The 14,898-nt window shown below is 65.4% G+C and carries 9 protein-coding genes; 4 read left to right on the top strand and 5 right to left on the bottom strand.

The genetic code is table 11. The annotated features are described in order from the left end of the window. Positions 1-49 precede the first annotated feature (49 nt). Complete coding sequence (locus IB255_RS27730) at positions 50-1,753, top strand: molecular chaperone HscC (RefSeq protein ID WP_081517311.1); 1,704 nt, start codon at positions 50-52, stop codon at positions 1,751-1,753. Positions 1,754-1,765: 12 nt separating this feature from the next. After that, positions 1,766-3,487 carry a J domain-containing protein gene (locus IB255_RS27725; RefSeq protein ID WP_081517312.1) on the top strand — a complete coding sequence of 574 codons (1,722 nt, stop codon included), beginning with the start codon at positions 1,766-1,768 and terminating at the stop codon, positions 3,485-3,487. A 59-nt stretch (positions 3,488-3,546) separates the two neighbouring features. Here the strand turns inward: IB255_RS27725 and glyA are convergent, their stop codons facing one another. Both glyA and IB255_RS27715 read right to left on the bottom strand, forming a co-directional pair. Continuing rightward, positions 3,547-4,800 carry a serine hydroxymethyltransferase gene (gene glyA, locus IB255_RS27720; protein ID WP_024763060.1) on the bottom strand — a complete coding sequence of 418 codons (1,254 nt, stop codon included), beginning with the start codon at positions 4,798-4,800 and terminating at the stop codon, positions 3,547-3,549. Between the two features lie 267 nt (positions 4,801-5,067). Then, a complete protein-coding gene (locus IB255_RS27715; RefSeq protein WP_225595083.1) occupies positions 5,068-9,231 on the bottom strand; it encodes an EAL domain-containing protein in 4,164 nt (1,387 codons plus the stop codon). A gap of 432 nt (positions 9,232-9,663) precedes the next feature. Here IB255_RS27715 and ettA point away from each other — a divergent pair, with 432 nt between their 5' ends. Next, positions 9,664-11,328, top strand: a complete 1,665-nt coding sequence (gene ettA, locus IB255_RS27710; protein ID WP_192211144.1) for an energy-dependent translational throttle protein EttA — start codon at positions 9,664-9,666, stop codon at positions 11,326-11,328. Between the two features lie 64 nt (positions 11,329-11,392). Here the strand turns inward: ettA and IB255_RS27705 are convergent, their stop codons facing one another. After that, positions 11,393-11,689: a hypothetical protein gene (locus tag IB255_RS27705; protein WP_225595075.1), complete on the bottom strand. Its 297-nt coding sequence runs from the start codon at positions 11,687-11,689 to the stop codon at positions 11,393-11,395. 215 nt (positions 11,690-11,904) lie between these two features. On the opposite strand from IB255_RS27705, the gene gdhA reads away from it, so the two are divergent. After that, positions 11,905-13,239, top strand: a complete 1,335-nt coding sequence (gene gdhA / locus IB255_RS27700; protein ID WP_192211143.1) for an NADP-specific glutamate dehydrogenase — start codon at positions 11,905-11,907, stop codon at positions 13,237-13,239. A 42-nt stretch (positions 13,240-13,281) separates the two neighbouring features. On the opposite strand, the gene IB255_RS27695 is transcribed toward gdhA, so the two are convergent. After that, the gene (locus IB255_RS27695) at positions 13,282-14,313 is read right to left on the bottom strand and encodes a cytochrome-c peroxidase (protein WP_081517316.1); all 1,032 of its coding nucleotides are present in this window, start codon (positions 14,311-14,313) and stop codon (positions 13,282-13,284) included. Between the two features lie 125 nt (positions 14,314-14,438). Then, the gene (locus IB255_RS27690) at positions 14,439-14,804 is read right to left on the bottom strand and encodes a hypothetical protein (protein WP_192211142.1); all 366 of its coding nucleotides are present in this window, start codon (positions 14,802-14,804) and stop codon (positions 14,439-14,441) included. Positions 14,805-14,898 lie beyond the last annotated feature (94 nt).

The following is a 14,898-nucleotide window of genomic DNA, read 5'->3' as shown; positions in this document are numbered from 1 at the left end:
GGGCAGTGAGGCGACCGGGTTCGCCGTGCCCCGCAAGGAGAGCGCCAGAATGATTGTCGGCATAGACCTTGGCACGACCAACAGCCTTGTCGCCGTATGGCGCGACGATGCAGCGCAGTTGGTGCCCAACGCCTTGGGCAGCGTCATCACCCCCAGTGTCGTGGGCCTCGATGAACTGGGGCAGGTTCTGGTCGGTCAGGCCGCCCGCGAGCGCCTGCAGACCCATCCACAGCTCACTGCCGCGCTGTTCAAGCGGCACATGGGCAGCGCCCAGGAAATCAGCCTCGGGGCTCGCCGGTTCCGCCCGGAGGAATTGTCCGCGCTGGTTCTTCGCAGCCTGAAGGAGGATGTCGAGCGGGCCTTCGGCGAGCCGGTCAGCGAAGCGGTGATCAGTGTCCCGGCCTATTTCAGCGACGCCCAGCGCAAGGCGACGCGGATTGCCGGTGAACTGGCCGGACTCAAGGTCGAGAAGCTGGTCAACGAACCGACCGCCGCGGCGCTGGCCTACGGCGTGCACCAGAAGGACCGGGAAACCTCCTTCCTGGTCTTCGACCTGGGTGGCGGCACCTTCGATGTGTCCATTCTCGAGCTCTTCGAGGGGGTAATGGAGGTTCGCGCCAGCGCCGGCGACAACTTCCTCGGTGGCGAGGACTTCGACGCCGCGCTGGTCCAGCATTTCCTGTCGAGCCAGCGCCAGGGCAAGGCCTTCCACGACCTCGAGTCGCCCGGCCTGCGCAATCGCCTGCGCCGGGAGGCCGAGCGTGTACGTCAGGTGCTGGGGCAGGAAGCGACCGCTACCTTCTGTCTGTCCCATGCGGGGCAGCAGTGGGAGCAGGCGATCAGCCAGGATGAGCTGCAGAAGATCTGTGCGCCGCTGCTGGAGCGGCTGCGCGTCCCTATCGAGCGAGCCCTGCGTGACGCACGCATCCGTGTCGCTGATCTCGACGAGATACTGCTGGTCGGCGGCACTACGCGGATGCCCCTGATCCGCAAGCTGGCCGCCGGGCTGTTCGGGCGTTTCCCCTCCATGCACATCAACCCCGACGAAGTGGTGGCCCTGGGGGCTGCCGTGCAGGCGGCGCTCAAGCAGCGCGCGGCGGCACTGGAAGAGGTTGTGCTCACCGATGTCTGCCCCTACACCCTGGGCATCGAGACCACCGAGCAGTTCGGCCGGGTATACGAAGGCGGTCATTACCTGCCGATCATCGAGCGTAATTGCGTGGTGCCGATCAGCCGAGTGAAGACCATCCAGACGCTCCACGATAACCAGACCCAGGTTCTGCTCAAAGTCTTCCAGGGCGAAAGCCGCCTGGTGAAGGACAACATTGCCTTGGGCGAACTCAGCATCCGGGTGCCTCCCCGGCCAGCGGGCGAAGTGGAGCTGGACGTGCGTTTCACCTATGACAACAACGGCATCCTCGAGGCCGAGGTGAAGGTCCCGGCAACCGGCGAGATGCACCACCTGGTGATCGAGAAGAACCCGGGGGTACTGGCGCCGGAGGAAGTGCGCCAGCGCCTGGCGCAGCTCGCGGAGCTGAAGGTCCATCCGCGCGAGCAGATGGTCAACACAACGCTGCTGGCGCGCCTGGAACGGCTCTATCAGGAGAACCTGGGTGAGTTGCGGGAAATGCTCGGCAATATGGCCGGCAGTTTCCAGCAGGTGCTCGCGACCCAGGACCTGCAACGCATCGAGCAGATGCGCGCGGACATCGCACACCGACTCGACGAGCTGGAACGCTCGCCCTGGCAGTAAAAGGACGGAACCATGAATTGTTGGGAAATCCTCGGCCTCGACGCTGAGGCAGACGAGCGCGCGATCAAGCGCCACTACGCCCGGCTGCTGAAGACCACCCGCCCCGACGAGGACCCCGTCGCCTTCCAGGCGCTGCGTGAAGCCTATGAGCAGGCGCTGCGTCTGGCGCAATGGCGCGCAGATGAGGGCACGGAGGCGGTCGAGGTACTGGCTGCTGTCGTCGAAGCAGGCGATGTGGCGCTGGCTGTGCGGCCGGTGATGGAATTGGCCGTGCCGGTGGCGGAGGTCGATCAGCGACCGCGCCAACTGGCTGAGTGGCTGACGGACCTGCGTCCCTCGCAGCTCACTGAGCGTCGTCTGCAGGCTGAAGCGGCTGGCATGGCGGTGGAGTTCGAGCGCGGGGTTCTGCGCCTTTGCCTGAAGGAGGAGTGGGAGTCCATCCTGCGCGATGCAGCCTGCGCCGAATATGGCTGGCTGGAAGTACGCGAGAAGCGGGGCTTGAGGGCTGCGGAGCTGCTTCCTTTATATGAGCGGATTCTGCAGAGCCATCTATTCCAGGTGCGAGCATTGCACAATCGAAGTGAGCCGCAGGCCTTGATCGATGGGGTACAGACCCTGCTCGGACAGTCCTGGTTACAGAGCTACGACGGCCGCGCTTTGCTGGAAAGCTCCGTGGTGTCGATGCTGCTGGAGATGCCTTATTGGTCCTGCGAGACGCTGGATGCGATTGCGGCGGTGTTTGGCTGGCGCGAGGGCGCGCGCGAGGCTGGCTGTCCGGAGCATCAATGGCAGGCTCTTCTGCAACGTTGGGATGCGGAACGCTTCTATTCGAAGCTAACCAGCGATGCGCAGCGCTGGGATTTGACGCCTGAATGCCGGGCGGCGCGGCTGCTGCTGGCGCCGTTGGATCGGTTCCAGAGGCGTCGTTTCAGCCGAGACTTTGGTGACGAAGACAGACAATGCAGTCGGGAGATCGGCGAAATACTGATCTACCGCTATCCGCATCTGCTGGAGCGCCTGCCGGGTGCACCGCTGGATGAGGCGTTCTGGAGTGACCTGTCAAAGAGCGGGCCGGCCGTTGGGCGTATGCCGTTGCTCTGGGGGGTGTTCATGGTGTTCTTCTACCTGTCCTCCATTCCCCGTGAACTGGCCAAGCCTCAGGCGGACATGGGTTTACTGTTTATCTTCATTCCCATGTCATCGGCTATTGCGGCGGGCGGAATCAGCCGTCTGATCGACTGGGGCCAAGCCCTGACGGGTAACTGGTTCAACCGGTTCGACTACAGGCTGAGCGGCATGTTGCCCGTTGCCTGGCATGAGTATGGCGCTGGTGTCCGACCACTGATGCTGGGGATATCCAGCTATGTGGTGGCCATTGCAATCGCGGGGCTGATTGGCCAGGGCAACGGGGTGCCTCTGTATTGGGCGCCCATGCTTGCATTGCCGGTTGCACTGGTGCTGGCGCTTGCCTGCCGGGCGAGCCTGATCGAGAGAGCTCGGTTGATGCTGGAAAATCTGCTCGCTCGCCGCCAGCAGTCCATGGGCGTCATTGTACTGATAGTGGTTGCGGTCCTGGCTGTCGGCGGTTTCGTCTACAAGCGCCTGGACACCGCCGCCTCGCGTCAGCCGAGTGCGGAGGAAGTCGAACAGTTCTGCAGTGACGCCAAGAACAGCAAGGAATTCGTTTGTTACATGCACGGCGTGGAGCGGAGGGCGCGCGAAGCAGGACATTGAACCCATGAAAAAGCCCGGCATCTGCCGGGCTTTTTCGTTTCGCGGTTCGCGGGCTGGGCTTAGGCGCCGTAGACCGGGAACTTGGCGCAGATGGCCTTGACCTTCTCGCGCACGCCGTCCACCACGGACTCGTCGCCCATGTTGGTCAGGATGTCGCAGATCCAGCCGGCCAGCTCGCGGCACTCGGCTTCCTTGAAGCCGCGGGTGGTCACGGCGGGGGTGCCGATGCGCAGGCCGGAGGTGACGAACGGGGAACGCGGGTCGTTCGGCACGCTGTTCTTGTTCACGGTGATGAAGGCACGACCCAGGGCGGCGTCGGCGTCCTTACCGGTGATGTCCTGCTTGATCAGGGACAGCAGGAACAGGTGGTTCTGGGTACCGCCGGAAACCACGTCGAAGCCGCGCTCGATGAATACGCTGGCCATGGTCTGGGCGTTCTTCAGGACCTGCTGCTGGTAGGCCTTGAACTCGGGCTGCAGGGCTTCCTTGAAGCACACGGCCTTGGCGGCGATCACGTGCTCCAGCGGGCCACCCTGGGCACCCGGGAAGACAGCGGAGTTCAGCTTCTTCTCGATCTCTTCGTTCTTGCGAGCGAGGATCAGGCCGCCGCGCGGGCCGCGCAGGGTCTTGTGGGTGGTGGTGGTGACCACGTCGGCGAACGGCACCGGGTTCGGGTAGACGCCAGCGGCGACCAGACCGGCCACGTGAGCCATGTCGACGAACAGGTAGGCACCGACCTTGTCCGCGATGGCGCGGAAGCGGGCGAAGTCCAGCACCTGGGAGTAGGCGGAGAAGCCGGCGACGATCATCTTCGGCTTGTGCTCGACGGCCAGGCGCTCGACTTCGTCGTAGTCGATCAGGCCGGCGTCGGTGATGCCGTACTGAACGGCGTTGTACAGCTTGCCGGAGGAGGAAACGCTGGCGCCGTGTGTCAGGTGACCGCCGTGGGCCAGGCTCATGCCCAGGATGGTGTCACCGGCCGACAGCAGGGCCAGGTAAACGGCGGCGTTGGCCTGGGAGCCGGCGTGCGGCTGGACGTTGGCGTAGTCGGCGCCGAACAGCTCCTTGGCGCGGTCGATGGCCAGCTGCTCGACGACGTCGACGTACTCGCAACCACCGTAGTAGCGCTTGCCCGGGTAGCCTTCGGCGTACTTGTTGGTCAGCACCGAACCCTGGGCTTCCATCACCGCCGGGCTGGTGTAGTTCTCGGAGGCGATGAGCTCGATGTGCTCTTCCTGGCGCTGGGCTTCCTGCTCCATCGCGGCGAAGAGTTCGGCATCGTAGCGGGCGAGGGTCAAATCACGGCTGAACATGGCGGTCCTCTTAAGGATCGGGTGCTGGGGAAAGGCGCGCATTCTAACCCAAGGCGCCGGTGCTGGCACATGAAAGGCGGTCATGTGGCTGACAAGCGGGGTTCAAGGCCCGGATCGCGTAGCCGAAGTAGCCTGGAGGAAGTGCAGGAAGAACTCGACGTAGGATGGCGTGGAGCGCAGCGATACCCATCGGTCCGCATTGCGACAGCATGCGTATCGCTGGGCTCTGCCGATCCAGCAAAGGCGCTCATTGGCGCCGTTGTGCAGTCAGCCCAGCAGGAACAGCGCGTTGCTGGCGAACAGCGCGGCGAACTGGTCGGCCGGCACCGGGCGGCCGAAGAGGAAGCCTTGTACCTCGTCACAGCCGTGTTCCCGCAGGAACTCGAGCTGCTCGTGGCTCTCCACGCCCTCGGCGATCACCATCAGGTTCAGGCTATGGGCCATGGCAATGATGGCGCGGGCGATCTGCGCGTCCTGCTCGCCGTGGGGCAGGCCGTCGACGAAGCTGCGGTCGATCTTCAGCACGTCGATGGGGAACTGCTTCAGGTAGTTGAGCGAGGAATAGCCGGTGCCGAAGTCGTCCACCGCAATCGCCAGGCCCAGGCGCTTCAGGCCCTGGAGTATCTGCATCGCCTGGGAGACGTCGCTCATCAGGATGCTTTCGGTCAGCTCCAGTTCCAGGCAGGCCGGGGCGATGCCGGTGTCCGCGAGGATGCCGGCGATGCGCTCGCCCAGCTGGCCGTCGGCGAACTGCCGGGCCGAGAGGTTCACGGAAATCTTCGGCACCCGAACCTTGTCCCGGTGCCAGGCGCGCAGTTGCAGGCAGGCCTGCTCCAGCAGCCAGTCGCCGACCTGGGCGACCAGGCCGAGCTCTTCCAGCACCGGGATGAACTCCGCTGGCGGGATCAGCCCGCGCTTGGGGTGCTGCCAGCGCAGCAGCGCCTCGGCACCGGTCAGGCGGCGGCCGTCGCCAGTGAACTGCGGCTGGTAGTGCAGGACGAACTCGTGCAGCTCGATGGCGCGGCGCAGGTCGCTTTCCAGCTCCAGGCGCTCCAGTGCGCGGGCGTTCATCTCGGCCTGGTAGAACTGGAAGTTGTTCTTGCCCATTTCCTTGGCGTGGTACATCGCCGTGTCGGCGTTCTTCATCAACTGGCTGAGCTCGGCGCCGTCCTGCGGCGAGAGCGCAACGCCGATGCTGGCGGTGACGAAGAACTCGCGGCCTTCCAGGGTGAAGGGGCGGGCGAGGCTGGAGAGAATCTGCTCGGCGACCTGGATCGCCTGGCGCAGCGCCTTCTCGCGGTCCTTCTGGCCGGGCAGCAGCAGGGTGAACTCGTCACCGCCCATGCGCGCCACGGTGTCGTCGTCGCTGACGCAAAGGCTCAGGCGCTCGGCCACTTCCTTGAGCATGCGGTCGCCTGCGGCATGACCGAGGGAGTCGTTGATCGGCTTGAAGCGGTCGAGGTCGAGGAACATCAGCACCACCCACTGCTGGTGCCGTTCGGCCTGCAAAAGAGCGGTGTGCAGGCGGTCCTGGAACAGCGTGCGGTTGGGCAGATGGGTCAGGGCGTCGTAGTAGGCCAGGCGATGGATGCGACGCTCGCTGGCCTTGCGCTCGCTGATGTCGCTGAAGAAGCAGACGAAGCTGACCAGGTCGCCGTCCTCGTCATGCACCGCGGTGATGCCGACCCAGCTGGGGTACAGCTCGCCGTTCTTGCGCTTCTGCAGGATCTCGCCTTCCCAGCTGCCGCTCTTGAGCAGGCTTTCCATCACGTGCTTGAGCTGGTTGGCTTCCTGGCGGTCGGCGGTGAGCAGGCGCGGCAGTTGGTCCAGCACCTCCTCGGCAGAGTAGCCGGTGAGGCGGCTGAAGGAGTCGTTGATCTGCACGATGTAGCCGGCTGGGTCGGTGACCATGATCGCCGCCGTGGAGTGCTCGAATACCGTCGCCGCCATGCGCATCTCGCGCTCGGCGCGGCGCTGCTGGCTCACGTCGCGAGCGACGCCGAGCAGGCCTTCGAAGCGGCCGTGGTCGTCCCACATCAAAGCGATGCGCAGCTCCACGGGAATTTTGTGGCCGTCGGCGTGCAGGCAGTCGAGGCTGAACAGCTGCGGTTCGGCACTTTCACGCAGCTCGGCCAGGCGCTTGGGCTCGCCGATGGCGCCCTGCACGCGGTTCAGCAGTTCATCCAGGCGCTCCAGCTGAGCCGGGTTGGCGGCCACCTGCTGGAAGCCGTTGGACAGCACCCACTCGGGGCTGTAGCCGAGCACCTGGTGGATAGACGGGCTGAGGTAGTTGAGCTTGACCTGGGCGTCGGTGGAGAGGATCACGTCGCTGATGCTCTCGGCGAGCATGCGGTAACGGCGGCCGCTCTCGCGCAGGGAGTTGTGCGCCTCGACCGTGTCGGTGATGTCCTTGGCCACGCCGATCAGCCGCGCCACGCGGCCGGAGGCGTCGCGGGTGAAGGCCTGCTCGCGGATGTCGAACCAGTGCCAGCTGCCGTCGCGGTGGCGCCAGCGCAACTGGCTGTCCAGCAGCAGGCCGTCGCCTACCACCTGCTGCAGGTTGCGCACGCGCCAATAGTATTCGACGTCGTCCGGGTGCAGCACCTTCTCCCAGAAGCGCTCGCCCATCTCGCGCAGCTCGTCGTTGTCGTAGCCGAGCTGGTGGCCGAGGTTGTGGTTGCTGAAGATGACCCGGCGCGCGGCGATGTCGTGGATGTAGAGGGTGTCGGGCACCGCGCGCACCGCGTCGGACCAGAACTTCTCGCGCTCGATCAGCGACAGCTCGACCTGCTTGCGGCTGGTGATGTCCGACAGGCTCAGGGTGACGGCGTGGAAGTCCTGGATCATCTCCGGCACGCGCAACTGCAGCCACAGGTGGCGTTGCTCGCCCTGGCGGGTATGGATGCAGGCTTCCAGCTCGACCATGCCGTGGCCGTGCAGCACGGCTTCGAGGACCTTGCTGCGCACGCCGTCCGGACGCATGCCGGCGCCGCCGACGAGAACCTGCCAGGCCTGTTCGGTGGTGCTCACGCCCATCAGGCGCTTGGCGACGTTGTTGATCTCGGTGATGCGTACCTGGCGCAGCAGCCAGGGCAGGCGCTCGGGCTGCGAGGCGATCCACTCGCGCAGGTCGCTCTGTCGGCGCAGGTTGAGGTCCACCAGGCTCTGGCGCAGCGCGGAAAGGTCGAGCACGCAGAGGGCGACGCCGACGCCGTCGAAGATGTCCTGGTAGCGCCGGCGGGTCTCTTCGAGGATGTGCAGCGCCTGCTGTTCCTCGGTGACGTCGCGCAGTACCCAGACCTGCCCGCCCTGGGGCAGGTTGCCGCGCAGCACCCAGGTCTGCTCCGGCGACAGCGGGCTGTCGTCCAGGGAATGGTGGCTGACGGCGAACAGCCGGGCCTGGCCGGTATCGTTGACGCGCACCAGTTCGGAGCCGTTCTCCGCCGCGGCATCGCCGCCATGCAGCAGGCTGCCCAGGCCGGGCAGCAGCTCCAGCAGGTGATGCTCGCCGGCCTTGTCGGCGCTGATGCCGAACAGCTGCTCGGCCTGTGGATTGAGGTAGGCGAGGCGCCCGTCGGCGCGGGTCACAAGCACCCGCTCGTCGATCGCGCCGAGAGCCTGCGCGGCCTGGCGCAGACTCTGCTGCGACTCCACGGTCAGTGCCCGCAGGTTCTGCTGTTCGCGCTGCAGGCGCAGCAGGGCGGCGCCTGCAACGCCCGCCAGTACCAGCAGCAGAGCCAGCTCGCCGGCCAGGCGCGGCAGCAGGGTGGCGCGGATCTGCCGGTCGTCGAATTGCGGGTGCAACTGCCAGTCGGTGTTCTGGATGTCCAGGCCGTCCAGGCTCTGCGCCTGTTCCAGCGGCGAGGCGGCGGACAGCGGGCCGGGGCGGAAGCCGCTGGAACGGCCGAGGACCTTCTGCTGGACGTCATCGACCAGAATCCAGTCCGGTGATTCGGGGCGGATCTGCGCCGCCCAGCCACGTCGGGCAGCCTTTTCGTCAAGGCGGATAACGCTGTCGCCTTCGCCCGCCTCGGTGGCCTTCAGCCAGACATAGAAGTGGCCGCCGTTTTCCTCGCTGAAGGCGTAGTGATAGGTCTGCTGCGTGCTGCGCTGGCGCAGGGCCTCGATGAACGCGGTGTCCTTGATGCCGCTGGCGGAGTCATGCACGGGCACGCCGCTGGCGTTCAGCCGGACCAGGCTGTGGAAGGACGGGTAGATGTGTGTCAGGCCGGCGATCAGCGGCGCGTGGACGTCGCCGGGGTCGCGGTCCTGCTCCTGCTGCAGCAGGGCCTGGGCCGCCACGGCCTTGAGCTCCAGGGTCAGGGAGATCCGCTGGGCCATCTGTTCGCCGTGCAGCACCACCCGCTCGCGCTCGAAGCGCTCCTGGCTACGGAACTCCTGATGCAGCTGCCAGCCCAGCAAGCCGAGCATGAACAGCACCAGCAGCACCAGCGCGGTCCGGGTCGCCACGCGGCCAGGCCTGGCCAGGGCGTCCGGAGGAGTACGGGGGAAAATAGACAAGGACTTAAGGACCTGGGGCGATACGGCTGAATTCGGCGCAGGCTAGGATGCCCGGAAAGGCGGCGAAGTGCCAGTATGGCCGACGAGCGTCGTTTGCCCTTCCCGGTTCATTCCGGTAGCTTTGCCGCACGCGCGCGTGATGTGCAGCGAAAAGTTCGACGCATAAAGTACATCCCCGCAGAGTCCCGCGCGAAGGGCCGTCCATCGGCCGTTCGCGCCCGCCGGCAGCCCGCTCGCGAGCGTTCGAGCGCTGCCGCTCCGGCCAGTGAGCCGGCGTCCCGGAACCTGCCGTCGTCCGTTCCGGCCATCCCGATCACAATTCATCCCAGAAGTCAGGTATCCATGGCTCAATACGTCTACACCATGCACCGGGTCGGCAAGGTCGTGCCGCCCAAGCGTGAAATCCTCAAGAACATCTCCCTGTCGTTCTTCCCCGGCGCCAAGATCGGCGTGCTCGGCCTGAACGGCGCGGGTAAATCCACCCTGCTGCGCATCATGGCCGGCGTCGACACCGAGATCGAAGGTGAAGCCCGCCCGATGCCGGGCATCAACGTCGGCTACCTGCCGCAGGAGCCCAAGCTCGACCCGCAGGCCACCGTTCGCGAGATCGTCGAAGAAGCCGTCGGCCAGATCAAGGCCGCCCAGGCCCGCCTGGACGAGGTCTACGCCGCCTACGCCGAGCCGGACGCCGACTTCGACGCCCTGGCCGCCGAGCAGGCCAAGCTGGAGGCCATCCTCCAGGCTTCCGACGGCCACAACCTGGAGCGCCAGCTGGAAGTCGCCGCCGACGCCCTGCGCCTGCCACCGTGGGACGCCAAGATCGAACACCTTTCCGGTGGTGAGAAGCGCCGTGTCGCCCTGTGCCGCCTGCTGCTGTCCGCCCCGGACATGCTGCTGCTGGACGAACCGACCAACCACCTGGACGCCGACTCCGTCGCCTGGCTGGAACACTTCCTCCACGACTTCCCGGGCACCGTGGTAGCGATCACCCACGACCGTTACTTCCTCGACAACGTCGCCGGCTGGATTCTCGAGCTGGACCGTGGCCAGGGCATCCCCTTCGAAGGCAACTACTCCGGCTGGCTGGAATCCAAGGCCAACCGCCTGGCCCAGGAAGCCAAGCAGGAAGCCTCCCACGCCAAGGCCATGAAGGCCGAACTGGAATGGGTTCGCCAGGGCGCCAAGGCTCGCCAGTCGAAGTCCAAGGCCCGTCTGCAACGCTTCGAGGAAATGCAATCGCATGAATTCCAGAAGCGCAGCGAGACCAACGAAATCTACATCCCGGCAGGTCCGCGCCTGGGCGACAAGGTCATCGAGCTGCACAACGTCAGCAAGGGCTATGGCGATCGCCAGCTGATCGACGATCTGTCGCTGAGCATTCCCAAGGGCGCCATCGTCGGCGTGATCGGTGGCAACGGCGCGGGCAAATCGACCCTGTTCCGCATGCTGACCGGCAAGGAGCAACCGGACTCGGGCAGCATCGAGATCGGCGAAACCGTGCAGATCGCCAGCGTCGACCAGAGCCGCGAAATCCTCGATGGCAACAAGACCGTGTGGGAGCAGGTGTCCGACGGCTTCGAGCAGATCAGGATCGGCAACTACGAAGTCCCGTCGCGCAGCTACGTCGGTCGCTTCAACTTCAAGGGCGGCGACCAGCAGAAGTTCGTCAAGGACCTCTCCGGTGGTGAGCGTGGCCGTCTGCACCTGGCCCTGACCCTGAAGCAGGGCGGCAACGTGCTGCTACTCGACGAACCGTCCAACGACCTCGACGTGGAAACCCTGCGTGCGCTGGAAGAAGCGCTGCTGGACTTCCCCGGCGCCGCCATCGTGATCTCCCACGATCGCTGGTTCCTGGACCGCATCGCGACCCACATCCTCTCTTACGAGGACGACGGCAAGGTGGTCTTCTTCGAAGGCAACTACACCGAGTTCGAAGCTGATCGCAAGAAACGCCTGGGCGACGCTGCCTCGCAGCCGCACCGCGTGCGTTACAAGAAGCTGGCGTAAGCCGCTTCTGCAGGAAAACGGGGCCCTCGGGCCCCGTTTTTTTTGCGGCGCGCGCCGACAACGGTCAGCGGCTGCGCTTGAGATCGTCCAGGGCGCGACGCTGTTCCTCCAGCTGGCGCTGCAGTGTGTCGATTTGCCGCGCCTGGTCCTGCAGGGTGCGTTGCTGTTCTTCCAGCTGGCGCGACATGCGCTCCAGGTCGTCGGTGCTGAACTTCGACTTGTGGATCACTTCGCCGTCGAATGTATCCGCCACCACCAGCGCGCCGGATTCGGTGAAGTTGCCCAGTTTCATGGCCCCGTGGGCAGGCAGGGCGAGGGTGCAGGTGAGGGCGGCGAGAAGCGCGAGCGGGCGTGTGGGCATCATGGGCGTCCTGGTGACATGAGTTGTTGAGTGCAACTTCCTATTGATTTTGTATACAGGAATCTGTTTTTCTGCCGGTCCGGCAGAAGTGGGATTTATATTTTTGCACCATAAAGATTCATAAAAGCGTCACGCTGCACTATCTCGGGGCGGCGTGGATTGTTAGAGTCTGCCGGCAAAAAGCATCACATAATCAGAAAAGTACCGGTGTAGACATGACGCAATCCGTTGACTCGTTCCTCGAGCGCCTAAAGCGGCGCGACCCCGATCAGCCCGAATTCCACCAGGCGGTGGAAGAGGTGCTGCGCTCCCTCTGGCCCTTCCTCGAAGCCAATCCGCACTACCTGCAGGCCGGCATCGTCGAACGCATCGTCGAGCCCGAACGCGCGATCCTGTTCCGCGTACCGTGGGTGGATGATGCCGGACGAGTGCGGGTCAACCGCGGTTTCCGCATCCAGATGAGCAGCGCCATCGGCCCGTACAAGGGCGGCCTGCGCTTCCACCCCTCGGTGAACCTGGGCGTGCTGAAGTTCCTGGCCTTCGAGCAGGTCTTCAAGAACTCCCTGACTTCGCTGCCCATGGGCGGCGGCAAGGGCGGCTCGGACTTCGATCCCAAGGGCAAGAGCGACGCTGAAGTCATGCGCTTCTGCCAGTCGTTCATGAGCGAGCTGTTCCGCCACGTCGGCGCTGACCTCGACGTGCCGGCCGGCGACATCGGCGTGGGCGCCCGCGAGATCGGCTACCTGTTCGGCCAGTACAAGCGCCTGTCCAACGAGTTCACCTCGGTGCTGACCGGCAAGGGCATGTCCTACGGCGGCAGCCTGATCCGCCCGGAAGCCACCGGCTACGGCTGCGTGTACTTCGCCCAGGAGATGCTCAAGGCCCGCGAGAGCGGCTTCGACGGCCAGCGCGTGGCCATCTCCGGTTCCGGCAACGTGGCCCAGTACGCCGCGCAGAAGGTCATGGAACTGGGCGGCAAGGTGATCTCGCTGTCCGACTCCGAAGGCACCCTGTTCTTCGAGGCCGGCCTGACCCTGGAACAGTGGGAAGCGGTGATGGAGCTGAAGAACGTCCGTCGCGGTCGCCTCAGCGAGATGACCGGCCCCGGCCTGCGCTTCATTGCCGGTGAGCGCCCGTGGTCGCTGGCCTGCGATATCGCGCTGCCCTGCGCTACCCAGAACGAGCTGGACGCCAACGACGCGCGCACCCTGCTGGCCAACGGCTGCATCTGCGTGGCCGAAGGCGCGAACATGCCGTCGACCCTGGAGGCTGTGGATATCTTCCTCGAGGCCGGCATTCTCTACGCGCCGGGCAAGGCTTCCAACGCCGGCGGCGTCGCCACCAGCGGCCTGGAGATGAGCCAGAACGCCATGCGCCTGCTGTGGACCGCCGGTGAAGTGGACCAGCGCCTGCACGGCATCATGCAGAACATCCACCATGCCTGCGTCGCCTATGGCGAGGAGAATGGCCGGATCAACTACGTGAAGGGCGCCAACATCGCCGGCTTCGTCAAGGTCGCCGACGCGATGCTGGCTCAGGGCGTGGTCTGACCACTCCCCGGAAATGAAGAACGGGCCCGTTTTTCATTTCGCTCAGTCCACCGGCTTCGGCGTGGTCGCCGTGCTTGGCGGCAGCAGCGGGTATTCCACCTTCGGCTGCTTGCCGGTGGCGGTCTTGAGGAAGGCGACGATGTCGCCGACTTCCTCGGCGTTCAACTGCTTGCCCAGTTGCGCGGTGCCCATGATCGCCACCGCTTCCTCCAGGTCCCAGACCTGCCCGCTGTGGAAGTACGGCGCGGTCAGCGCGATGTTGCGCAGGGGCGCGGCGCGGAACACGTACTGGTCGTTCTGCGTCTTGGTCACCTCGAAGCGGCCCTTGTCGCCGGTGGGCAGGATCTTGCCGTCGGGCTTCTTCACCAGGCCGAACGGGAAGTAGGCCTGGCCGCCCAGGTTCACGCCGTTGTGGCAGCTGATGCAGCCCGAGCTCATGAAGGTCTGCAGACCCTTTTTCTCCCTGGCATCGAGGGCGTTGTCGTCGCCCTTGAGGTACAGGTCGAAGCGCGAGTCCGGGGTGATCAGGGTCGACTCGAAAGCTTGCAGCGCGCGGGCCATGTTGTCGAAGCTGACCGGTTGCTTGTCGCTGGGGAAGGCTTTTTCGAAGGAGGCGACGTACTCCGGCATGCTACGCAGCGTGGCCTCGACGTTCTTAGGCGTGTTGTGCATCTCCACCGGGTTCTGCACCGGGCCCTTTGCCTGTTCTTCCAGGTCCTTGGCGCGGCCATCCCAGAACTGCGCAACGTTGAACACCGCGTTGAACACGGTGGGCGAGTTGCGCGCGCCTTTCTGCCAGGCATGGCCGCTGGACGCGGGCACGTTGTCGGCGCCGCCGGTGCCGATGTTGTGGCAGGTGTTGCAGCTGATCACGTGGCTGGCCGACAGGCGCGGCTCGAAGAACAGCTGCCGGCCCAGTTCGATCTGGTTGGGGTCGAGCTTGTCGCTGGCCTGCTCCGGGATGGGCTTGAAGATGCTGTTGGCGTTGTCGCGCAGGACGTCGGCGTTCGCTTGCGCCGCCGCCGTGCTCACGGCCAGCAGCAGACTGCCCAGGGCCAGTTTGATGGGCTGCATGTGGAGTCTCCTTGTCTCAGGCTTTTGGTTTCTTCTGAGTTCAAGGAGAGGCCAGGTGGGCGGGAGCCGGCTTGACCGAAATCAAGCGGGCGTTCCGGTGTGGGTGCGGATGGTTGCCGCAGCGGTCAGTTGCCACGCAGGGCGCGGGACAGCGCGCGGTCTTTCTGCTGTTCCCAGTCGCGGTCCCGGTCGCTGTTGCGTTGTTCCTCGTACTCCTGGCGTTCCTGGCTCGCGCGCATGGCCTGGCATTGCTGGAAGCCGTCGTTCCAGCCCAGGGCGTACTTCGGCTCATCGAGGTAGCGCGGCACGTTCTTGCGGAACTCGCCGGTAATCGCGCCGGCCGCCTGGCGACCGCTACCGCAGCCGTCGTCATAGCCGTCGGCATAGGCGGGCGGATAGCCCTGGGCGATGAGGCTTTCATGGGTGGTTTCGCAGCCGACGAGCAGCGCGGCGCAGAGCAGGGCGAGGGCGAGGGCGGCGCGCTGCGCCATGGAGACTCCCGTGTGCCGGTAGGGCGGGCACACACGCCGGAAGAGTTGGCGCCACTCGAGGTGACATGGCGCGACTCTATTGGGCGGCTCGTGA

Source organism: Pseudomonas sp. PDM22, assembly GCF_014851965.1.
GTDB lineage: Bacteria > Pseudomonadota > Gammaproteobacteria > Pseudomonadales > Pseudomonadaceae > Pseudomonas.
The sequence above is the reverse complement of the archived record's forward strand: the minus strand, read 5'-3'. Positions and strand labels throughout refer to the sequence as shown.

Coding starts and splice junctions, on each gene's coding strand:
- IB255_RS27730 (WP_081517311.1), top strand. CDS start 50: ATGATTGTCGGCATAGACCTTGGCACGACCAACAGCCTTGTCGCCGTA.
- IB255_RS27725 (WP_081517312.1), top strand. CDS start 1,766: ATGAATTGTTGGGAAATCCTCGGCCTCGACGCTGAGGCAGACGAGCGC.
- glyA (WP_024763060.1), bottom strand. CDS start 4,800: ATGTTCAGCCGTGATTTGACCCTCGCCCGCTACGATGCCGAACTCTTC.
- IB255_RS27715 (WP_225595083.1), bottom strand. CDS start 9,231: ATGCTCGGCTTGCTGGGCTGGCAGCTGCATCAGGAGTTCCGTAGCCAG.
- ettA (WP_192211144.1), top strand. CDS start 9,664: ATGGCTCAATACGTCTACACCATGCACCGGGTCGGCAAGGTCGTGCCG.
- IB255_RS27705 (WP_225595075.1), bottom strand. CDS start 11,689: ATGCCCACACGCCCGCTCGCGCTTCTCGCCGCCCTCACCTGCACCCTC.
- gdhA (WP_192211143.1), top strand. CDS start 11,905: ATGACGCAATCCGTTGACTCGTTCCTCGAGCGCCTAAAGCGGCGCGAC.
- IB255_RS27695 (WP_081517316.1), bottom strand. CDS start 14,313: ATGCAGCCCATCAAACTGGCCCTGGGCAGTCTGCTGCTGGCCGTGAGC.
- IB255_RS27690 (WP_192211142.1), bottom strand. CDS start 14,804: ATGGCGCAGCGCGCCGCCCTCGCCCTCGCCCTGCTCTGCGCCGCGCTG.